The 21894-nt window shown below is 64.8% G+C and carries 21 protein-coding genes; 13 read left to right on the top strand and 8 right to left on the bottom strand.

The window, feature by feature from the left end:
- Window positions 1-63 precede the first annotated feature (63 nt).
- Window positions 64-537, top strand: a complete 474-nt coding sequence (locus A5782_RS15380; protein WP_067101604.1) for a hypothetical protein — start codon at window positions 64-66, stop codon at window positions 535-537.
- A gap of 42 nt (window positions 538-579) precedes the next feature.
- On the opposite strand, the gene A5782_RS15375 is transcribed toward A5782_RS15380, so the two are convergent.
- Complete coding sequence (locus A5782_RS15375) at window positions 580-795, bottom strand: hypothetical protein (RefSeq protein WP_067101622.1); 216 nt, start codon at window positions 793-795, stop codon at window positions 580-582.
- A gap of 313 nt (window positions 796-1108) precedes the next feature.
- On the opposite strand from A5782_RS15375, the gene A5782_RS15370 reads away from it, so the two are divergent.
- The gene (locus A5782_RS15370) at window positions 1109-1303 is read left to right on the top strand and encodes a long chain fatty acid-CoA synthetase Faa4p (protein ID WP_067101619.1); all 195 of its coding nucleotides are present in this window, start codon (window positions 1109-1111) and stop codon (window positions 1301-1303) included.
- A gap of 140 nt (window positions 1304-1443) precedes the next feature.
- Here A5782_RS15370 and A5782_RS15365 read toward each other — a convergent pair whose 3' ends face one another.
- Window positions 1444-3078 carry a fatty acyl-AMP ligase gene (locus A5782_RS15365; protein WP_067101614.1) on the bottom strand — a complete coding sequence of 545 codons (1635 nt, stop codon included), beginning with the start codon at window positions 3076-3078 and terminating at the stop codon, window positions 1444-1446.
- 164 nt (window positions 3079-3242) lie between these two features.
- Complete coding sequence (locus A5782_RS15360; protein ID WP_067101599.1) at window positions 3243-4694, bottom strand: aldehyde dehydrogenase; 1452 nt, start codon at window positions 4692-4694, stop codon at window positions 3243-3245.
- 183 nt (window positions 4695-4877) lie between these two features.
- Between A5782_RS15360 and A5782_RS15355 the strand changes: the two genes are divergently transcribed.
- The 10 genes from A5782_RS15355 to A5782_RS15310 all read left to right on the top strand — a co-directional run bounded on the left by A5782_RS15355 (window position 4878) and on the right by A5782_RS15310 (window position 13217).
- Window positions 4878-6146 (top strand): aromatic ring-hydroxylating dioxygenase subunit alpha, encoded by a 1269-nt coding sequence (locus tag A5782_RS15355; RefSeq protein ID WP_067101594.1) that lies wholly within the window; start codon window positions 4878-4880, stop codon window positions 6144-6146.
- The gene (locus tag A5782_RS15350; protein ID WP_197694241.1) at window positions 6143-6478 is read left to right on the top strand and encodes a hypothetical protein; all 336 of its coding nucleotides are present in this window, start codon (window positions 6143-6145) and stop codon (window positions 6476-6478) included. The genes A5782_RS15355 and A5782_RS15350 overlap by 4 nt, the downstream gene beginning before the upstream one ends.
- Window positions 6475-7722 carry an amidohydrolase family protein gene (locus A5782_RS15345; protein WP_067101585.1) on the top strand — a complete coding sequence of 416 codons (1248 nt, stop codon included), beginning with the start codon at window positions 6475-6477 and terminating at the stop codon, window positions 7720-7722. The genes A5782_RS15350 and A5782_RS15345 overlap by 4 nt, the downstream gene beginning before the upstream one ends.
- A gap of 12 nt (window positions 7723-7734) precedes the next feature.
- A complete protein-coding gene (locus A5782_RS15340) occupies window positions 7735-8187 on the top strand; it encodes a MarR family winged helix-turn-helix transcriptional regulator (RefSeq protein ID WP_067101580.1) in 453 nt (150 codons plus the stop codon).
- 173 nt (window positions 8188-8360) lie between these two features.
- Complete coding sequence (locus A5782_RS15335) at window positions 8361-9374, top strand: ferredoxin--NADP reductase (protein WP_067101611.1); 1014 nt, start codon at window positions 8361-8363, stop codon at window positions 9372-9374.
- Between the two features lie 32 nt (window positions 9375-9406).
- A complete protein-coding gene (locus A5782_RS15330) occupies window positions 9407-10150 on the top strand; it encodes an SDR family NAD(P)-dependent oxidoreductase (protein WP_067101608.1) in 744 nt (247 codons plus the stop codon).
- A gap of 13 nt (window positions 10151-10163) precedes the next feature.
- Window positions 10164-11426 (top strand): aromatic ring-hydroxylating dioxygenase subunit alpha, encoded by a 1263-nt coding sequence (locus A5782_RS15325; RefSeq protein WP_067101576.1) that lies wholly within the window; start codon window positions 10164-10166, stop codon window positions 11424-11426.
- Window positions 11423-11761, top strand: a complete 339-nt coding sequence (locus A5782_RS15320; protein ID WP_067101571.1) for a hypothetical protein — start codon at window positions 11423-11425, stop codon at window positions 11759-11761. Before A5782_RS15325 ends, A5782_RS15320 begins: the two co-directional genes overlap by 4 nt.
- A gap of 57 nt (window positions 11762-11818) precedes the next feature.
- Complete coding sequence (locus A5782_RS15315; protein WP_067101567.1) at window positions 11819-12664, top strand: TauD/TfdA family dioxygenase; 846 nt, start codon at window positions 11819-11821, stop codon at window positions 12662-12664.
- A 1-nt stretch (window position 12665) separates the two neighbouring features.
- The gene (locus A5782_RS15310) at window positions 12666-13217 is read left to right on the top strand and encodes a carboxymuconolactone decarboxylase family protein (protein WP_067101563.1); all 552 of its coding nucleotides are present in this window, start codon (window positions 12666-12668) and stop codon (window positions 13215-13217) included.
- A 92-nt stretch (window positions 13218-13309) separates the two neighbouring features.
- Here the strand turns inward: A5782_RS15310 and A5782_RS15305 are convergent, their stop codons facing one another.
- The gene (locus tag A5782_RS15305) at window positions 13310-13501 is read right to left on the bottom strand and encodes a ferredoxin (RefSeq protein WP_067101559.1); all 192 of its coding nucleotides are present in this window, start codon (window positions 13499-13501) and stop codon (window positions 13310-13312) included.
- A 191-nt stretch (window positions 13502-13692) separates the two neighbouring features.
- Here A5782_RS15305 and A5782_RS15300 point away from each other — a divergent pair, with 191 nt between their 5' ends.
- Complete coding sequence (locus A5782_RS15300) at window positions 13693-14976, top strand: enolase (RefSeq protein WP_067101556.1); 1284 nt, start codon at window positions 13693-13695, stop codon at window positions 14974-14976.
- Window positions 14977-14989: 13 nt separating this feature from the next.
- Here the strand turns inward: A5782_RS15300 and A5782_RS15295 are convergent, their stop codons facing one another.
- The 4 genes from A5782_RS15295 to A5782_RS15280 form a co-directional block, all read right to left on the bottom strand.
- On the bottom strand, window positions 14990-17872 hold the full coding sequence (locus A5782_RS15295; protein ID WP_067101553.1) for an ATP-binding cassette domain-containing protein: 2883 nt from the start codon (window positions 17870-17872) through the stop codon (window positions 14990-14992).
- A 74-nt stretch (window positions 17873-17946) separates the two neighbouring features.
- Window positions 17947-20775, bottom strand: a complete 2829-nt coding sequence (locus A5782_RS15290; RefSeq protein WP_067101550.1) for an RND family transporter — start codon at window positions 20773-20775, stop codon at window positions 17947-17949.
- Complete coding sequence (locus A5782_RS15285) at window positions 20772-21170, bottom strand: MmpS family transport accessory protein (protein WP_067101547.1); 399 nt, start codon at window positions 21168-21170, stop codon at window positions 20772-20774. The genes A5782_RS15290 and A5782_RS15285 overlap by 4 nt, the downstream gene beginning before the upstream one ends.
- A 252-nt stretch (window positions 21171-21422) precedes the next feature.
- Window positions 21423-21848 (bottom strand): hypothetical protein, encoded by a 426-nt coding sequence (locus A5782_RS15280; protein ID WP_067101544.1) that lies wholly within the window; start codon window positions 21846-21848, stop codon window positions 21423-21425.
- Window positions 21849-21894 lie beyond the last annotated feature (46 nt).

The raw sequence follows: 21894 nt of genomic DNA, 5'->3' as shown, positions 1-21894 counted from the left end.
TGAGCACCGAGATCTACACTTATGCGATCGTCGGCAGCGTCAGATGTGTATAAGAGACAGGTCTTGACCATCGACTGGTTCGGCACCGGCATCGGTTCTCGTCAGGTCAAGAAATCGCTGAACGACCAGCCCGAGGGCACATCGCTTCCTCCGATAGGGATGCCGGTCGGCCTCGACCTCAACCGCCAACGCCTCGCGGTGTACTTCCGTCCGGTGCCCGCGAAATTGTGGATTGATTGCGTCACGGTTGATGCCGACGAAGGCCAGGCGGATGATGGCCACGGCATTCGTGTCGTGGGTGGCCGGTGGCCCACCGATGGCCACCCGTGGAGGCTTTCGCACGATGATGCCGTGTTGTTCGTCGACTCCAATGAACTGCAACTTCTCGTCGATCCGGCCAGCGAGTGCCGCGGCGAGTTACCTGTTGGCGTTGACACCGAAGAGGACGGTCGACGCCGCCTGCAGGTGCGCAGCGACCCCGACGCATTGCGCCGACTTCCGCAATGCGCCCCTGATGCGGTCAACGCCCGAGAATAAAACCGCAGCAACGAGCCGGCGGGCCATTGTTCGCAGGCTGCGTCAGCAGAGGGCAGCGGCCGAGAACCACCCACCGGCGACAAGCGCGATCAGTAGCGCGGCGGTGCTTTGCCCCGTCATCGCGGCCGCGATGACGCCCACGATTGCGCAAATAAACACCGTGACAGTCAGAAAGGCCACGAGCAGACGGTGGGAATTGACCGCCCCGCCCGGACGAGGCGCGATGACGGGCTTACGAGGACGATCCACGTTAACCATGAAATCTCCTTCGGTGTGACGCCCGCAACATACCATGGCGATATGTGGTCTACATCACATCTGCGCCGGTGTCGAGAGCGCTCGTTACCAACCGGAGATCAACGGATGGCCGCTGTGCGGCGGATGGGTCAGCTCGGGACGCCCGCGGAAGAGCGCTTCGCCAATTAGGTTTTTCGCCTTGATGCCGATTACTCTTGCCCCGGTTCGTTCGCGACTCAGGAAAGCAGCCATGCCTGTTCAGCCCACTCTGCTGCGCCGTCAATCGTTGCGCAGCGCCCGCCGACAGCGGGTCGCTCCCCGCGTGAAGTGTCCGATGGTCGGCCAGTGCTTCGATATCGAAATCACTCGCGACACAGACGGATGGATGATCCAGGTCCCCGAGGTCGGCAGGGCCACCCGGGCCAGCAGCCGGGCCACCGTGGAGGTGGCGGCACGGGAATGCATCTCGACCTGGACCGGCATCCCCATCGGCTATGTGGCCGTTTACGTCGCGAGCGAGACCGGCTAACGGCCAATCTCGGCGGGCGAAATCAACAGCGCTCGCGCTTGCCAAGTTGGTGGGCATCAATGACAGTCGGCGGCGCGTTGCGGTCGGCCCGTCCGGCTCTGGCGGCATCGACGGGGCGTGTTCGACTCGGCGCGCAGCGGTCAGGTGACCAGGGACAGCGCGTAGCCGCGACGCAGCTTGCCCGACGGCGTCTTGGGAATCGCACCCGGGGCCAGTACCACCACATTGCATGGCCGCGCCGCCACTTCGGTGACGACTTCGTGCGCAACCTCGTGCTTGATGCGCCGCACCTGAGCGGGGTCATCGACGTTGTTCGACTCCACAGCAACGGCAAACGATTCCCGCGAACGGCCGGCATCGAGGCGCACGGCCGCCACACACCCGGCGCGCACTCCGGCGACCCGCCCGGCGGCGCGTTCAACATCGGCGGGGTAGATGTTGCGTCCGGCCATGATGATGACATCCTTGGCCCGGCCGCAGACGACTATGTGGCCCTGTTCGGTGAGATAACCCAGATCCCCGGTGTTCAACCAGCCCTGATCGTCTTGGGCCGTGACAAAACCGGCCGTGGTGACATACCCGGACGTCACCGGATCTCCCCGCAACTCAATGAGTCCCACACCGCGGGTTGGCTGGACGGCGCCGTCCTCATCAACAATGCGGGCCTGCATACCGTTGAGCAACGGTCCCAACGACGCCAGTCGGCAGGTGCGGCCGGTGGTGGCGGGAACTGCCTGGCGCAGCACCGCCAGCATGTCGCTGCTCACCTCATCAACCACCAGTCCGCGGCCGCATTCCGAGAACGACACTGCCACAGTGGTTTCGGCCATACCGTACGCCGGCAAGATCGCTTCGGGACGCAGCCCGAACGGCGCCCCGGCCGCACACAGTTCCTCCACATCGGCCGGTTCGACCTGTTCGGAGCCCGACAACGCCCACCGCAACGACGACAGATCAAAATCGCCGGGCTTGGCATGCCGACGTAACCGCTTGGCCAGCAACGCGTAGGCGAAATTCGGCGCCGCGGTCATGGTCGCCCGGTATTTATCGATCAGCTTGGGCCACAACAAGATATCGGACAAGAAGTCGATCGGGGTGATCTTGACCAACTCGGCGCCGAACAACATCGGCACCGTCAAAAACCCGGTCATGCCCATGTCATGGAACAGCGGCAACCAGCTCACGATCACATCGGTATCCAGGTCGTACTGGGCGCCGATGAACATCGCCTCGGCGTTGGCGATCACATTGGCATGGGTGATCATCACTGCTTTGGGGCAATCCGTCGAGCCCGACGTCAACTGCAGAAGCGCCAGGTCGTCCTCATCGCTGTCCACGGCGTTCATCGGTGCGGCGCTTAACAACTCGGCGAACGTCACCACCGTGACACCATGCTCGGCCAACACGTCCAGGACGGCCATGAACGGATCCGACACGATCACGACCGTTGCCTCGATCATCCTGATGACCGTCAAGGTGTCGTGTACCCATGCCTGCAGATCGGTGCGCGGCGTCGGCTGATGCAGCATCGTCAAACACGCGCCCCGCAACCACACGCCCTGCGCGATTGGTGCGACTTCCACCGGAGCGCCGGCCAGCACACCGACCCGGTCACCCGGGCCGACCCGAAGGGCAGCCAACCCGCCTGCTACCCGCCGAGCGCGCTGATGAACCTGACCCCAGGTAGACCGAATCGGCGAACCGGGGTCTCCGGTCACCAGGGCACGAGTACTCGACTCCGCGGCGCTGAGCATCGTCTCGACGAATTTGCTCACCGTCACCTCCCATGCGTCAGGCCTGTCATAGGCCTGTTTGGCCATCTCGAGACGTATGAAGTGACGAGGTGGATGGTACTGGCCCCGCACCTGCGTATCCGGGAAGGCGCGCCGCCTGTCCAGGTAATCAAGGCGGTGTTGCCGGCGTCCAGGGCAGGGAGGTGTCAAGTTCCCGGCGCGATGGCGATTGATTTCGTGTCGAGGTAGCCGTCGAGCCCTTCGGGTCCGAGTTCCCGGCCGTAACCGCTGGCTTTGACGCCGCCGAAGGGCGCAAACGGGTCCATGGTGTAGCCCTGGTTGATCCCGACGGTGCCGGTGTGGATCTGCGTGGCCAGTGCCAGGGCCCGATCGGTGTCGTTGCCCCACACCGATCCGGCAAGGCCGTAGTCGGAATCGTTGGCGATCTCCACCGCCTGTTCTTCGTCGCGGTAGGGGATGACGGTGATGACAGGTCCGAAAATCTCTTCCCGTGCGATGCGCATGGTGTTGTCGGCCGCCGCGAAGAGGGTGGGTTGGACGTACCAGCCGCGGTCGAGTCCGTCGGGCATTTCGGCGCCGCCGACGATCAATCGCGCCCCTTCCCGCTGGCCGACGTGGATGTACTCACGAACGCGCTGCTGTTGGCGACGAGAGACCAGGGGACCGAGTTGCGTGTCAGGCTCGCTGGGGTCGCCGACGCGAAGGCCGGACATTTCGGCGGCGAGCGCATCGACGTATTCGTCGTGGCGCGCTTGGGGCACCAGTACGCGGGTCAGCGCGTTGCAGATTTGGCCGCTGTTGGACAGGCTGGCCGATCGCACTCCGGCGGCGACCTTGTCCGGCGCCGCGTCGTCGAGGACGAGGGCCGCGGACTTGCCACCGAGCTCGAGGCTGACCTTGGTGAGGTTGGCTGCGCAGGCTGCGGCGACGGCGCGGCCCGCCGTGGTGGAACCGGTGAAGGACACTTTGTCCACTCCGCGGTGGGCAACCAGGTAGGCACCGAGAGTCGCATCGCCGGGCAGGACGCTGACCACGCCGGGTGGCAGGCCGGCTTCGGCGATCATCTCGCCTAAAAGCAGGGCATCCAAGGGACTTTCGGGCGCGGGCTTGAGCACGACGGTGCAGCCGGCCAACAGCGCGGGCACCAGTTTGGTGACGATGAGGAATTGGGGCATGTTCCAGGGCACGATCGCCGCGACGACGCCGACGGGCTCTTTGCGGACCAGCACGTCACTGCCAAAGAACCCGGGACGTGTTTCCTGCCATTGATGCCTCTCAGCCAGGTCGCAGAACGCACGGATCATGAATGCGGGCAGGCCGACCTGGGCCCGCTGGGCAAAGCTGATCGGGGCGCCGATTTCGGCGGTGATGGTGTTGGCCATCTCGGCGCGGCGCCGGTCGTAGATGTCGGCCAGGCGCCGGATGGCGGCGATACGTTCTGGCGGCTCGCTGCGGCTCCAGGGCGCTGAGGTCAAGGCCGCGCGCGCGGATGCGACCGCGGTGTCGACGTCGTCGGGTCCTGCCGCATCGACCTCGGCGATGGGTTCCTCGGTATGTGGTGAGATGACCTGCACGACGCCGGCCTGCGGTCGCGCCCGATCGCTCCCGGTGGTTTGCACTGCGACGTGGTGGTCCATCCGCGCCTCCCGAGGCCAATATCAACTACTTGCTATTGAAGGGGTCCAGGATATACCGTCGGCCGTGACGGAGCTCTCAGGGATCTGTGAACCGGTGCGCAGGTGGTTGTTTCGCGCGGGCAGTACTGCACAAAGTGGCCGGGCGCCGAAGGTCTGTGAGATTGGACTGCTGAAGGAGCGATGATGGCTCGATTCCCCAAACCGCCGGAGGGCAGCTGGACCGAGCATTACCCCGAACTGGGCACCGGGCCGGTGTCGTACGAGGACTCCATCAGCCCCGAGATCTATGAGTTGGAACGCGAGGCCATCTTCAAGCGGGCCTGGCTCAATGTCGGTCGTGTTGAACAGCTTCCGCGCAAGGGCAGTTACCTGACCAGGGAGCTGAAGGTCGTCAACACGTCAATCATCTTGGTCCGCACCGCATCTGGCGACATCAAGGCTTACCACAACGTCTGCCGACACCGCGGCAACAAGTTGGTGTGGAATGACATGCCGCAGGACGAAACGCGCGGCGTGTGCCGGCAGTTCACCTGCAAATACCACGCCTGGCGCTACGACCTGGACGGCAACCTCACCTTTGTGCAACAGGAGGAGGAGTTCTTCAACCTCGACAAGAGTCGCTACGGCCTGGTACCGGTGCACTGCGATGTGTGGGAAGGCTTCATTTTCGTCAACTTCGCCAAGACCCCTGAACAGCCGTTGCGCCAATTCCTGGGGCCCATGATCACCGAGCTACAGGGCTATCCCTTCGACAAGATGACATCGCGCTGGTACTACCGCTCGGAAGTCAAGGCCAACTGGAAGCTCTACATGGACGCGTTCCAGGAGTTCTATCACGCGCCCGTGTTACACGCGAACCAGTCGCCGACCGCGTACTCAAAGGCGGCTGCCGAGGCGGGTTTTGAAGCCCCGCACTACCGGCTGGATGGGCCACACCGGCTGGTCAGCACCTCGGGGGTGCGCGCCTGGGAAATGGCAGACGAGATGCGCAAGCCGATGGAGGACATCTGCCAGAGCGGGCTGTTCGGACCTTGGGACAAGCCCGATCTGGGGCCGATGCCCACCGGGCTCAACCCCGCGAAATGCGATCCGTGGGGGCTGGATTCGTTCCAGCTGTTCCCCAACTTCGTCATCCTGTTCTGGGGCCAGGGCTGGTATTTGACCTACCACTACTGGCCGACGTCGTACAACAGCCACCTTTTCGAGGGCACGCTGTACTTCCCGGCGCCGCGCACCCCACGCGAGCGGGTGGCCCAGGAACTGGCGGCGGTGTCGTTCAAGGAATACGGGTTGCAGGACGCCAACACGCTGGAGGCGACCCAGACGATGCTCGAATCGCGCGTGATCGACACGTTCGTTCTCAACGACCAGGAGATCCTGTTGCGACACCTGCACAAGGAGACCGCGGCCTGGATCGAGGACTATCGCCGGATTTCCACGGCAGGAGTGTGAACAGGATGCCGATACTGCCCGCCGAGTTCGCCGACCTCGAACGGTTCGCCCAGTGGTGTCTGTCCAGCGAACCCGAACGCTACGCCAAGAGGCTGGCCAGCTCCATGACGGAAATGAAAGCCTTTTACGACGCGATCACCCCGCGGGCCGAAGATGCTCTGACGTTCTGCGACAAGTTCCCCCTCGACGACTTGCCCGACGATGTCCAGAACCTGATGCACCTGCTCTATTCCATGATCATGGTGTCGTTCCCGGTCGAGTGCTGGAAACAGCCCCGCGTCCCCGATTCGGGTGCGTCGACTCTGGATTGCGTGTCCGAGCCCGTTCCATGATCTCCGTGCTGCGGGCGGCGCGATGGGCTGACGTCGTGACCGGTCAGATCCATACGCCGGCGCAAGTGGTGATCGACGGCGAACGCATCACGGCGATCAATCCCCAAGAGCCGCTGCCGGATTCGGCCACCATCATCGACCTCGGGGACGTGACCCTGCTCCCGGGCCTGATGGACATGGAACTCAACCTGCTCATCGGCGGACCCGGCGGTCCCGAGGGCTTACCCGCGCCCATGCACGGCGTCCAGGACGACCCGGCGTATCGCACGCTGCGCGGCGCGGTCAACGCGCGCACCACGCTGGAGGCCGGGTTCACCACGGTGCGCAATCTCGGACTGATGGTCAAGACCGGGGGGTACCTGCTCGACGTGGCGCTGCAGCGCGCCATCGACCAGGGCTGGCACATCGGGCCGCGCGTGTATCCCGCCGGACATGCCGTCACCCCGTACGGCGGCCATTTGGACCCCACGGTCTTTCAGCGGTTGGCCCCCGGGATCATGCCGCTGTCGGTGGCCGAAGGCATCGCCAATGGCGTGCCCGACGTGATCGCTTGCGTGCGTTATCAGATTCGGCACGGCGCGAAGCTGATCAAGGTGTCCGCTTCGGGCGGAGTGATGTCGCACAGCACCGCGCCCGGTGCCCAGCAGTACTCCGATGCCGAGTTCGCCGCCATCGCCGACGAAGCCCACCGGGCCGGAGTCCGGGTGGCCGCACACGCCGTCGGGGACAGCGCAATACAAGCGTGCATTCGCGCTGGGATCGACTGCATCGAACACGGCTTCTTGGCCAGTGACGAGACCATCCAGATGATGGTCGACCACGGCACGTTCCTGGTCTCGACCACGTATTTGACCGACGCCATGGCCATCGACCGCATCGCACCCGAGCTACGCAAGAAGGCGCTCGAGGTGTTCCCACGGGCAAAGTCGATGCTGCCCAAGGCGATTGACGCCGGGGTGCGCATCGCGTGCGGCACCGATGCGCCGGCCATCCCGCACGGCCAGAACGCCAAGGAACTGGGCGCACTGGTCGAACGGGGCATGACTCCCGCGCAAGCGATCCGCGCCGCCACCGTGGTGGCCGCCGAGCTGATCGAGGCGGACGGCGAGTTGGGCCGGCTGGCTCCGGGTTATCTGGCCGACGTCATCGCTGTCCCCGGAGACCCGTTCGACGACATCGCCACCACCCTCGACGTTCGCTTTGTCATGAAAAACGGGCAGATCTACAAAAGTCCCGCGGCGTAAACGGAGGCGGGCATGGAACTCACCGACAACATCCTGTGGCTGCTCAAGCAGGCCTTCTACTACTCGCTGACCACCATCAACGAGGCGATGCGGGAACACGGCGTGAGCACCGCCCAGATCGGTGTGCTGCGCCAATTGGCCAACGAACCCGGCTTGTCCGGCGCCGAATTGGCGCGGCGCCTGCTGATCAGCCCGCAGGGTGTGCAGCTGGCGCTCACCGCCCTGGAACGCCGCGGCTTCGTGGAAAGAAAACAGGACCCCCAGCACGCGCGGATCCTGCGGGCCCACCTGACCGGCGAGGGCCGCAAGGTCGCCGAAACGGTGGTCAATGACGCGATCGCCGCTCACCAGGAGGTGTTCGGCGTGCTGACCGAGCAAGAGCAGCGGACCCTGCGTGAATTGCTGGGCCGCGTGGTCGAAAAGGGCACCGGCCACGAACTGTTCAACGATCACGTCGAGGGCTGACCAGCCGCAGACGGCGCCACCGTGGGCAGCAACGCAAGGCGCCTGTATCTAGTACTTGAGACTAATCGCAAGTAGTTGATACTCTGGCCGAGATGGGTGGAAACCGCACGACAGCCAACGTCGGTTCGGCGAGCGAGACCGACGCCGCGGCCGGCGGCGTCGACATCGCCGCGTTGCCGGATGGCTTTGTGCCACTGCGGATCAAGCGCGTGGTGCGCGAGACCCGCGACGCCGTGTCGATCGTTCTCGATGTCCCCCCGAGCAGCGCGGAGCAGTTCGGCTACCAAGCCGGGCAGTTTCTGACGTTGCTGGTCAGCGTCGACGGGCGCGGGCATCGACGGTGTTACTCGATGTCGTCGTCGCCCGCCGTGGGCGAAGACCTGCAGATCACCGTCAAACGTGACCGCCACGGCGTGGTGTCGAACTGGCTCAACGACACGGCCGCTCCCGGCGACCGGTTGCCCGCCCTGCCGCCGCAGGGTCGCTTCTTGTTGCACGACAGCGATCGAGAGCTGATCGCCTTCGCCGGCGGAAGCGGCATCACGCCGGTGTTCTCGCTGCTGCGCACGGCGCTGATGTCCGGCAAGCGCGCCACGCGACTGTTCTACGCCAACCGGAGTCGCGACGCGGTGATCTTCGACGAGGCTTTGGCGTCGCTGAACACGCGGCACGCCGATCGCTTCGTCCTGCACCACCATCTCGACGACAACAGCGGCTTCGTCACTCAGGCGGAGATCGAGGCATTCGTCCAAGACGCCGGCGACGCCGATGTGTACATCTGCGGGCCCAACGAGTTCATGGAGACCGTGCGAACCGCCCTGCGTGCGACGGGGGTGCCGGCCGAGCGCGTGCACGTGGAGCACTTCGACGTGAACGACATCGCCGCGGCGGCACCGCCTGACACCGAGGTGGTCACCGACGAGGTCACCATTGTGCTGGACGGGGCCACCACCACAGCGTCATATGACCCGGGCAACACGCTGCTGCAGACGGCCCGGATGGCCGGTCTGAGGGCACCGTCGTCGTGTGAGATCGGTTCGTGCGGAACGTGTATGGCCCGACTGACGCAGGGTAGCGCCCGGATGATCAACAATGATGCGCTCGACTCGGATGAGGTCGACGACGGTTGGGTGCTGACATGTCAGGCCCTGCCCACCAGTCCCACGGTACGGGTGGTCTACGAATGAACGAAAAGGCGGTCGATGGTGGAGCGCAGTTGATGACCAGGGTGGCGGTGGTGACCGGGGGCGCCTCGGGTATGGGCGAGGCGACCTGTCATGAATTGGGTCGGCGCGGACTCAAGGTGGCGGTCCTCGATGTCAATGAGCATGCCGCCCAACGTGTCACCGACGATTTGCGCGCCGGCGGTGTGACCGCGCTCGGGGTGGGCGCCGACGTCACCGACCGGTCCGCCGTGGAGCAGGCCTTCGCGAAGGTGCGCAGCGAACTGGGCCCGGTGACGGTCCTGGTGACCAGCGCCGGCATGTTCGACTTCTCGCCCTTTCTGGACATCACCGCCGAAACCTGGTCGCGGATCATCGACGTCAATCTCACCGGCACCTTTCATTGTTGCCAGGTCGCACTGCCGGACATGGTGGAGGCGAATTGGGGGCGGATCGTGATGATCTCGTCGTCGAGTGCCCAGCGTGGCTCGCCGTTCGCCGCCCACTATGCGGCGTCCAAAGGCGCGGTGATCACCTTGACCAAGTCGCTGGCCCGCGAATACGCGCCGCACGGGATCACGGTGAACAACATTCCGCCGTCGGGCATCGAGACCCCGATGCAGCACCAGGGACAGGCCGCCGGTTACCTGCCGTCCAACGAGCAGATCGCCAGCAGTATCCCGCTGGGCTACCTCGGCACCGGGGCCGATATCGCTGCGGCCGTGGGGTTTTTGTGCTCGGAGGAAGCAAGGTACATCACCGGCCAGGTCTTGGGTGTCAACGGCGGAGCGGTGATGTGATAGTGAGGATTCGATGACGAGATCAGGCAGGCCGCCGGAGGGCTCCTGGACCGAGCACTATCCCGAGTTGGGAACCGGTCCAGTGTCGTTCAGAGACTCGACGTCTCGAGAGTTCTACGAACTCGAGCGCGAGGCGATCTTCAAACGGGCGTGGCTCAACGTCGCGCGGGTGGAGGAGCTTCCGCGTGTCGGTAGCTACCTGACCAAGGAGATCGAAGTCGTCGGCGTGTCGGTGATCCTGGTCAAAGGCAAGGACGAGCGCATCCGCGCCTTCTACAACGTGTGCCGTCACCGCGGAAACAAGTTGGTGTGGAACGACTTTCCCGGCGAGGAGACCCGCGGGACGTGTCGGCAGTTCACCTGCAAGTACCACGGTTGGCGCTATGACCTGCAGGGTGCGTTGAAATTCGTCCAGCAGGAATCGGAGTTCTTCGACCTCGACCTCGCGCGGTACGGGTTGCGTCCGGTGCACTGCGACGTGTGGAACGGCTTCGTCTTCATCAACTTCGACGCCGAACCGCGCCAAACCCTGCGTGAGTTCCTCGGTCCGATGATCACCGGCCTCGACGGTTATCCGTTCGGCAAGTTGACCGAACGCTACGACTGGGTGGCCCACAACAACAGCAACTGGAAGATCTTCGCCGACGCCTTCCAGGAGTACTACCACGTGCCCTCGCTGCACTCACAACAGGTGCCCTCCGAGGTGCGCGATCCCAACGCCGGATTCACTTGTGGCCACTTCCAACTCGACGGCCCGCACCGGTTGGTCTCCACCGCCGGGCGGCGCCGCTGGCTGCTGCCACCGGAATACATGTATCCGATCGAGCGGGCCACCCGCAGCGGGTTGGTGGGACCGTGGCGAACCCCCGACATCGGTGAACTGCCGGCCGGACTCAACCCCGGCGGGATCGAGCCTTGGGGCATCAGCAATTTCCAGATTTTCCCGAACACCGAGATTTTGATCTATGGCGGGTGGTATCTGCTGTACCGGTACTGGCCGACTTCGCACAACACCCACCGATTCGAGGCATACACCTACTTCCATCCGGCGCGCACGGTGCGGGAGCGCATCGAGCACGAGGTTGCCTCGGTGGTGCTGAAAGAGTTTGCGCTGCAAGACGCCGGGATGCTCGGCGGGACGCAGGCGGCACTGGAATACGGCGTCGTCGATGACTTCCCCCTCAGCGACCAAGAGATCCTGGTGCGCCATCTGCACAAGGTTGCCGTCGACTGGGTCGAAGCCTATCGCCGCGAACAGGATTCGGTGGGAGTGTGACCATGCATCCCATGCTGCCCAGCGCATTCGCTGAGTTCGAGGGCTACGCCCGAACCTGGTGTCTGGCAACCGAAACCGAACGCTGGAATGCCCGGATCAACGCGTCGATGCCGGAGCTGCGCGACTTCTACGACGCGTTCTTCCCCCGCCTCGAAGAGGCGATCGACTACTGCGACAAGTTTCCCCTCGACAATGTGCCGGACGACGCACTGAACCTGCTGCACATGATCTATTCGCTGATCATGGTCGCCATGGCGGTGGAGATCATGCATCAACCTGCCCCGGTCGACGCCGCGGATGCGGTCATGATCCGCACCGGCGGGCCGGTGCCCTGACCTTCACGCCCGCCAGGGCGCGCGCACCACACATCCCTTTTCTCGAAAGGAGCGACCATGAGTCTGCTCACCATCACCAAACTCACCGAGTCCGTCGGCGCCGAAGTCGCCGGCCTGGAGCCGGCCGCGCTGGCAAGGGACGACTCGGTCGGCGAAGCGGTCCTGGATGCGTTGGAAGACAACGGTGTTCTGGTCTTTCGTGGTCTGCAACTCGACCCGGCAGCCCAGGTCAGCTTCTGCCGTCGCCTCGGCGAGATCGACCACTCCTCCGACGGCCACCATCCGGTGGCCGGTATCTACCCGATCACGCTGGACAAGTCCAAGAACGCCTCGGCCGCCTACCTGAAGGCCACCTTCGACTGGCACATCGACGGCTGCACACCGCTGGGCGACGAATGCCCGCAGAAGGCCACCGTGTTGTCGGCCGTACAGGTCGCCGAATGGGGCGGCGAAACCGAATTCGCCAACTCCTACGCCGCCTACGACGCCCTGACCGACGACGAGAAGGATCGGTTCGCCACGCTGCGTGTGGTGCACTCGCTGGAAGCTTCCCAGCGGCGTGTCTATCCCGACCCCTCGCCGGAACAGGTGCAGCGCTGGCGATCCCGGCGCATCCACGAACATCCGCTGGTGTGGACACACCGCAGTGGCCGCAAATCGCTTGTGCTGGGCGCCTCCGCGGATTACGTCGTCGGCATGGAACTCGACGAGGGACGCGCCCTGCTGGACAAGCTCCTCGAGCGCGCAACGGTGCCCGACAAGGTCTACAGCCACAGCTGGTCGATCGGCGACACCGTCATCTGGGACAACCGCGGGGTGCTGCACCGCGCGGCCCCGTACGACCCGGACTCACAACGCGAAATGCTGCGCACCACGGTGCTCGGCGACGAACCGATCCAATGACATGACCACCGCCGACCAACATCCGCTGCGCCTGACGCCGTTGCCCGCCGAGCAATGGGACGAGAGCACCCGCACGGCGCTGGCGTCCCTGATTCCCGCCGCGCGGGCGAATCCCGTTGGTGCGGGCAATGTTTTGTCGACCATGGTCCGGCACCCCGAGCTGACGGCTGCCTACCTGCCCTTCAATGCCTACCTGCTCACCCGGTCTACCCTGTCGCCCCGGGTGCGAGAAGTCGCGCTGCTACGCGTGGTGCACCGCAGCAATTGCGGCTACCTGTGGTCACACCACATCCCGATCGCTGCGCGAGCCGGCCTGACCGAATCCGAGATCGACGACATCCGGTCGGGCCACTGCGCGGACCGGACCGACCGGGCCGTGATCGAGGCCGTCGACGATCTCACCGCTGACAGCACGATCAGCCAAGCAACCTGGGATCAACTGTGCGAGCTGTTCACGCACCAGCAATGCATGGATCTGACCTTCACTATCGGCGGCTACCTCCTGCTGGCATTGGCCGTGAACACGTTCGGCGTCCAAGAGGAGCGTGGGTAGACCCGGCTTCGCATGTCGCGCCCGGCGTCCGGATGGTCACCTCATGGTCGGTGCGTGGTAGCCGGTGTGACGTCCGCGAAAGCCTCTCGCCGCTAGTCTTCGCGGGATAAGGCGGCGCGTGGGCACTCGGCGATGGCCTGCTCGACCACCGCCTCCTGTTCGACGGGGACCGGATCGGCGATGACCACCGCGTAGTCGTCATCGTCAAGCTGGAAAACTTTCGGCGCGATGTTCACGCAGTAGGCATTGCCTTCGCACCGATCAAGGTTGACCACCGGCCGCATGAAGATCCTCCTTCAGGATCCCTTTCTCCGAACCCCGGAGTTTTTACAAGTAGGGCTTGTGCAAACACTAGCCTAGAGCGATCGGGCGGGAAAAGCCCAACGGGCCACTGAGTCTCGCTACGTCACTGCCTCCTTCTCAGTGACCTCTCAGTGGCGCGGCCGTACGCTGGAGCTTTAGTCCCTGGAGGTCGATGATGAAGATCGCGTCCGTCATCGCCCGCCAGCTGCTGGACTGCAAAGCCCGGCCCCTTCTCGAGGTTGAAATCACCACGGACACCGGCATTGTCGGCCGCGGCGCGTCACCGACCGGCAGTTCGGTGGGTTCACACGAGGCCTTCGTGCTGCGCGACGGGGATCGAAGCCGATACAACGGGCTGAGCGTGCACCGCGCCATCGCCGCGGTGACCGACGAGATCGCTCCGGTCCTCATCGGCGCGGAGCTCGACGATCCGAGGTCCCTGGACCGGGTCATGATCGACCTCGACGGCACGCCGGACAAGCACCGGCTCGGGGGCAACGCGATCTACTCCACGTCGATCGCGCTGCTACGTGCGGCCGCGGCCGCAGCGGGCACACCCACCCACACCTACGTCGGCGCACTGCTTGGGCTCGAACCGCCGGCCACCCTCCCGGTGCCCAGCTTCAACATGATCAACGGCGGTCACTACGGCGATGTCTGTCAGACGTTCAGCGAGTTCCTCGTCGTGCCGTATCGCGCGGCCTCGATCGAATCCGCGGTCGAGCAGGGGGTGAGCCTGTTCGAGACGCTCGGCGAGGTGCTCACCGGGCGGCTGGGCCGCGCACCGATGCTGGCGTCGTCGTACGGATACATCGCGCCGTCCAGCGACCCGCATGTGGTCATGGAGGTGCTGACCGAGGCCGTCGAGCGCGCCGGCTGCGCCGACACCACGGCGTTCGCTCTGGACTGCGCGTCGAGTGAGGTGTACGACAGCGATTCTGCGACATACGCATTCAACGGCGAGCGGGTGACCGCGGAGGCTCTTATCGACTATGCCCGGGGGCTGTCACAGGAGTTCCCGATGCTGTTCATCGAGGACCTGCTCGATGGGGATGACTGGGCCGGGTTCGCCAAAGCGGTGCAGACGGTGAACCGTTCGATCATCCTGGGCGACGACCTGATCGTCACCAACCGCGCCCGCTTGCAGCGGGCCGTCGAGACGTCCGCGGTGGACGGTTTCATTATGAAGCCCAACCAGGTCGGTACCATCGCCGAAGCCCTGGACTGCTTCGAATACGCCACTCGCAACGCTGTTTTGGCGATCCCGTCGGGCCGCTCGGGCGGCGTCATCGACGATGTGGTGATGGACCTGGCGGTGGGCCTGGGAGCACCCTTTCAGAAGAACGGCGCACCGCGGTCGGGCGAGCGCATCGCAAAGCTGAACTTCCTGCTGCGCGCGGCCGAGGGCATCCCGGACTGTGCGCTGGCGGACGTGCCGGCATTGGCGAGGTTCTAAAGCGCGGTCCGGGTCAGCGCCCGGCGACCAACGCAAGCTCAGCCGCCACGGCGGTTCCGCACACCGCCAAGACGATCGAAAGCGCCACCCAGTCGGCTGGTTTCGGTCGTGACGGGGCCGCTGAGATCTGGCCGGTGCCGCCGCGGGCGGTGATCGCATCGCCCATCTCGTCGGCGCGCCGCAGCGTCACCGTGATGACCGCGACGACCACGTCGATCACGTCCGCCGCCGGGCGCCGCAGACGGGCCCAGCGGGTTCGCGGCGGGCGCTTGGGCCGTAACCGGCGGGCGGCGAACAGGACGCGAAATTCGTCGATGAGCATCGGAAAGGTGCGCAGCGCGAGCGCCAATGCGACCGACCAGTCGTCCACCGGGATCCGCAGCGGTCGCAGGAACCGGCCCAAAGTGGCTACCGCAGGTGCGATTTGGGCGACGTTGGTCGTCCACGACACCAGTGCGCCCAAGCCGAGCAACACCACCGACAGCGCGGTAATGCGTAGAAAGTCCAGCAGGCCGCCGAGGCCCAGCGACACCGTGCCCAGCTGGATCCTGGGACTCCCGCCCGCGAACGCCGCGTTCACACCGACGATCACCAGGACGATCCACATCCAGCGCGGCACGGACGGCAGTACACCTCGGGGGATGCCCGCGAGCCATATTCCGGCCACCGCCAGCGCGGCCGTGAGTCCGACCGCCACCCATCCCGGGAAGAACGTCAACAGTAACGAAATAGCAAACGCCACAAGCAGTTTGGTCCCGGCCCACAGCTCGTGTATGGGGGAGCTGCCCGGAACCGGTCGCAGCAGCACGACGGGGCGCCGGCGGCCGGCCGGGCGCTTCGCCGGAGCGGCGGTGGCCACCGTATTGCCCTGGGCCGCGGCCGGTGTCGGCTCGAGCGAGCCGTCACTCAGGTGCAGAGTACGCGGGCACAGCTCCTGAAGTCCGGCGAAGTCATGCGAAATGACCACCACGGTCAGGCCGGTGTCACGGCGCCGCTGGGCGAGCAGCTGGACCAGACCGCGTTGACTGGCGGCGTCCAGCCCCGCCAATGGCTCGTCGAGGATCAACACCCGTGGCGCTCGCGCCAGCAGTCCTGCGAGGACGACGCGACGCATCTGGCCACCGCTGAGCTGGTCGATGCGCCGCTTCGCCAGCCCGGCATCCAGGCCGACCGCGGCCAGCGCCGCGGTCACCCGGATGTGATCGGTGGGCGAAAACCCGGCGGCGGAAGCCACTTCCAGGTCGACCCGGCTGCGCATCAATTGCAGCCGGGCCGCCTGGAATTGGAGCGCGACCCCTCCGACCTGCTCGGCGACCGGGCGCCCATCAAGCAGGCAGGCGCCGGTGGTCGGCACGGTCAATCCGGCCATGATCCAGGCCAGCGTCGACTTGCCGGAACCGTTGCCGCCGTGAATCAACAGCCCATCGCCCTCGTGCACCGCGAAGCTGACATCGCGCAGCGCGGTCTGGGCCCAGGGGGTGCCGCTGGCGTATTCATGTCCGACGCTGACGAGTTCGAGCACCGGCGCGCCGGCGGGTTGGCCGTTCGTCACCGTCGTCGCCGGCGCGGTCGCGCTCTGCACCAGATCGGTGTCGACCGACGAATCGCCGAGGTTTATTGCGCGGTCGGCGTATTCGGCCTCGTCGTTGTAGTGGGTGATGTGCACCAGCGCGGTGTGGTGGCGCTCGGTGAGGCCGGACAGCACGGCGAGCAGTTTTTCCCGGCCCTGCCGGTCGACCATGCTGGTGACCTCGTCGGCGATCAACAGCGCCGGCTCGCGTGCCAGCGCCGCGGCCACGGCCAAGCGCTGCAATTCCCCGCCGGACAGGCTGCCCGTGTCGCGATCGGCCAGCGCGTCCAGCCCGACCTCGCCGAGTAGCCGGGGGATGTCGGTGGTCTTGCCGGGCGGCAATCCCCAGACCACGTCGTCGGCGACCCGCGTGCCCAGCACCTGGCTTTCCGGGTGCTGCATGATGACCGCGGTGCCGCCGAGTTCACCGAGGCCCACGGCCCCGGGACGTTCGACAGTGCCCGATGTCGGTTCGCGGCCGGCCAGGATCAACATCAGCGTGGTTTTCCCGGAACCGTTGGCGCCGGTGACCGCGAGGTGTTCACCGGTACGCACGTCCAGGCTGAGCGCACGCAGCGCGTCGTGCTCGGCGTGCGGGTAGCGCAGGCGCACCTGGTCCAGTCGTATCGGGACGGGCCGGATCGGACCGGTGCCGGCCGGCGCGTCCAGCTTGTGCACATCGGGAATCCCGCGCAGTCGCTCCAGCACCCGTGACAACGCCCACCAACCGACCAGTGACGCGCCCACGATGACGAAGACGGCGTACCCGAGGACGAACCACTGCCAATAGTGCAGCGCCTCGGCGAAGAACGCCCTGAAGTGTTGCGCGCCCGCTCGCAGCTGCGGCACCCGCGATGCGAGCGTCGCGGCCCCGTCCACGGTGGCGCTGGCGGCGTTGAAGGCGAGTTGCCGGAACCGGGTCAGGACGCTCAGCGCGGCCACCATCCCGGCACCGAGGACGACGGCCGCGGCAAAGGACACCGCGATCACGGTGGGTGTGCCGCGACGGTGCCGTTTGACGGTTCCGGCCAACCCCCCGACATAGGCGCAGAGCGCGATCGCTGCCAAACCGCTCAGCCCGACGACCAGAAAGCCGATCACGCCGGCGGCGACCGTCGCGGTGATCAGAACGCGGATCCGGTAGCGATACGCGAGCAGGCCGGTCGGCACGCTGCCGAGCAGTCCCAGGCCCCCGCCGTGCGGAAGGACGACCGCGATGATGGCGATCGCCGCGCACAGCGCGCCCATCACCGATGCCTGCGCCAGTTCGCCGGGTCGTAGCGAGCCGGCCCGCGTTTTCCGCATCGCTGCGCCGGGCGCCTTCACGTCACGATTATGCCCGCCGTCGGCGGCGGGCCTGGTGTGGCTCTTATCGGATCTTCAGATTCGTCACATGCTGATCAGTGTTGCGGCAGCGGCCGGGGACGCACCAGCGTCGGCCACCAGAACCACGGTCCCAGGATCCGCAGGATGGATGGGACGACAAACGAACGCACGATCAACGTGTCGAGCAGCAGGCCGATGCACACGGTCGATCCCACCTGACCGATCGTGCGCAGATCGCTGGTGAGCATGGCCAGCATGGTGAAGGCGAACACCAGACCGGCCGACGTCACCACGCCACCCGTGCTGCCGAGCGCCCGGATGAGACCGGTGTGAATCCCGCCGTGCAACTCCTCTTTGACCCTGTTGATCAACAACAGGTTGTAGTCCGACCCGACGGCCACCAGGATGATGAACGTCAGCGGTAGGACGAGCCAATGCAGGGGCAGACCGATGAGGTGCTGCCAGAAAAGGATGGACAGGCCGAACGCGCCCGCGTAGGAGAACGCCACGGTGCCGGGAATCACCAACGCCGCCACCAGACTTCGCGTGATGAACAACATGATCAAGAAGATCAGCACGAAGGCCGCGATCGCCGCGATCATCAGGTCTGACATCGCGTATTGCTTGATGTCTTTGTCGTTGGACCCCGAGCCCCCGATGTAGACCCGGGCGCCGGCCAGAGAGGTCTCCTTCAAGATGGTCTTGATCGCATCGGGGAACTGTTCGACGTGCTCGACCCCTTCGGGGCCCATCGCGTTACCCTCGTGGGTGACGATGAAGCGGGCAGCTTTGCCGTCCGGCGACATCATCAATTTCATGCCCGCCTTGAGGTCTTCGTTGTCGAAGGCCTCGTGCGGGATGTAGAAGTAGTCATCGCTGCGGGACTTGTCGAAGTCGTTGCCGACGTTGATCGAATCGTCGAATGTCTGCTCGGTCTGGATGGACTGCAGATCGGCCGACCCGTAACTGTTGACCAACTTCAACTGCAGTGCCTCGGTGTCGTCGGCGGTGGCTTTCAGTTGCGCGATGATCTGCGGGAAAGCCTTATCCACTTCTGCGAGGGAGATTTCGGCCTTGTCGATATCTTCGGCCAGGTGGTCGATGTGATCGATCGTGTCCCACAATGATCGGAACGCCCAGCAGATGGGGATGTCGAAACAGTGCTTCTCCCAATAGAAGTAGCTCTTGATCGGGCGGAAGAAATCGTCGAGATTCGAGACTTCCTCGTTCATCTCGTTGCTGACCCTTTTCAGGTCCTCGACGGTGAGCACCGTCTGGTGCAGTTCGTCGGAAACCTTCTGGAAAAAGCCGATCTCTTTTCGCAAGACCGCGACGGAGTGCGCCTGGATCTCGGCCTGCGCATCTGTGTTGGAGTTCTGCTCCCTGTTGAACGGGAGTTGTTGACCGTTGCCACTGCCCTGCGTGGTGAACAGGTAGGGAATGCTGGCGTGCTCGAGCGCCCGGCCCAACGGCCGCGTCATGCCTTGCACCATCGCCACGCCATGCAGTCGGATCAGAGCCCTGGCGACCCGGTCCAGCGAGATGAAGTCGGCCGAGTTGCGCATGTCGTGATCGGTCTCGACCATCAGCATCTCGGAGAACAGCTTGCTCTTGGGGAAGTGCCGATCGGCGGCCTGGAAACCGAGATTCGCAGGCGCACTGGCCGGTTGGTACTGCCGATCGTCGTAGTTCTGCCGATAGCTCGGCACGAAGATCGCGCCCAGCATGACGACCGCGGAGCTGGCCACCAGGATCGGCACCGGCCAGCGCACGACGCTCGCGCCGATGCGCCGATACAGACGTCCGTGGACGTTGGTTCTGGGGTCGAACATCCCGAAAAGGCTGCCGACGGTCAACACCGCCGGACCCAGCGTCATCGCCGCCGCGATGGTGAACAACATGGTGATCGCGACGGCCGGCCCCATGGTGTGGAAGTAGTTCAGCCGCGCGAACGTCAAGCAGTAGCAGGCGCCGGCGATCGTCAGCCCGGAGCCGATGATGATGGGCGCCACGCCCTTATAGGCGATGTAGAAACTGTCCTCCCGGCTTTCGCCGGCCTGTCGCGCCTCGTGATATCGGCCCATCAAGAAGATGCCGTAGTCCGTCCCCGCCCCCAGGGTCAGCGCGATCACGATGTTTACCGCGAACGACGACAGTTCGATGTACCCGTAATGTCCAAGGGTCGAGACGATGCCCTTGGCGACAAGCATTTCGATGAGGACGCCGAGCAACGGCACCAGCAGGGTCGACGGGGTGCGGTACACCAGCAGCAGCATCACGAGGATGAGGACGATCGTGACGATCGTGACATTGTTCAGGCTGGCATTGGCGATAGCGAGCGTGTCGGACGCCAGCGGAGCCGCACCGCTGACGTAGACCTTGAGGCCCGGCGGCGGCGTGTCCTTCTTGATGATGTCGCGGACCGAGTCCACGGACTGGTTGGCTTGAATCTGGCCGATGTCGCCGGCGAGACGCAACAGCACGTAAGTGCACTTGCCATCGACGCTTTGCGCCCCGGCCGCGGTGAACGGTTTGCCCCACAAATCCATCACGTATTGCACGTGCTTGGTGTCGTTCTGGAGGCGGCGCATCAAATCGTTGTAGTACCGGTGATCCTGGTCGCCCAGTCGCCGGTTCGCCTCGAACACCACCATGGTCAAGTTCGTCGAGTTGGATTCGTGGAACTTGTCGCCGATGTGCAGCAGCGCCCGCTGCGAGGGCGCGTAGTGCGGGACCATCGGCCCGGCGAGCTCTTCTGCAACCCGTTCCACTTGGGGCATAAAGGTATTCGTGGTGACCGCGAGAAGGCCCCAGAAGAAGATGATCGGAATCGCAAGGGCGCGGACCATCCTGGGGATGAGCGGACGTTTGACCCTGGGCTCGTCGAAGCGATGCTCGCTCATGCCGACTTCACCCGGCACTGGACGTCGGCGTCTTGATGGTCGCCCGATTGTTCGTCGCGGATAATGCCATCCACCAGCATCCGGCAACCCACCTGACCGCCATGAACGTGCACCGAGATGCTGCCGGACGCCACCGTGAGCGTGGTGGTCTCCGTGTGGGACCACGGCAGGGTCGTGATATCAACCTGATGCGGATGGCCGTCGATGTCGACGTAGACGAGTTTCCCGCCTTGCCCGGCGGAGCCGAACACCTCATAGGTGATTCGTTTGAGATTGAACTCCTCGGGTGCCTGCGGACCATTGACGGTGATGACCGGCTCGGGTTCGGAGAACTGATGCACCTTGTACATACACAGCAGGCCCACACCGACCGCAACGACGGCGACCAACGGCATCCAGATCCGCGCCAGAACAGTCCTCCCGACTGAACGAGGGCTCACTCGATCACCATTGCCGAGTCCGGTCGAGACATCGTCTTGTCGCCCCCGCTCCCGCCCTGGCGCCCATGCGGATAGTAGACGGTCATGTGCCCAATTGACACATGATCGTGCAAAGACTAGCGACAGCGCAACCCGAACGCGACCCCGAAGAGCTGCCGGCGTGCCCCACCTACCCGAGACCGCACCGGATGCCCGCGTTGTTACCCGTCAGGACAATTTCTTCAGCTGCCGCCTCAACCGTGCGCTGCGGCGAATCTGAATGGCCAGGTTCGTCGAGGTCAGCATGGGGATCACCCCGAGGAAGGTCCGCTCGGAAGGAGTCGCTCCATGCAAGTGGTAGAGGCTGCCGAAGACAAAAAAGCAGCCCAACATGAACAAGGCGCCGGGGATGCAAAGGGTCATCAACGAACCGCGATCAGCAACTACTTGCTTCGCATAGTGCAGCTCGTCCTGCGACATCGGTTCGCGTTTACGTACCTTATGCAAAACCGTCTTGGCGCTCCCGATATCTTCGCTGACCGGAGCAGTCGTTCGGCGCTCCAAGCGATTTACGTACACGGCGGCGACGGCGGCCAACATCAAGGCCAGGACAAGGGAAAGGACGGTCAGCAGACCATATAAAGACGAACTCATATTCCAGTCCTTGCTCCGCCGTGGGGACTACCGAAGGCTCTCGGAG

Origin of the sequence: Mycobacterium sp. 852002-40037_SCH5390672 (assembly GCF_001665875.1) — a bacterium.
In the GTDB taxonomy this organism is placed as follows: Bacteria; Actinomycetota; Actinomycetes; order Mycobacteriales; family Mycobacteriaceae; genus Mycobacterium.
The sequence above is the reverse complement of the archived record's forward strand: the minus strand, read 5'-3'. Positions and strand labels throughout refer to the sequence as shown.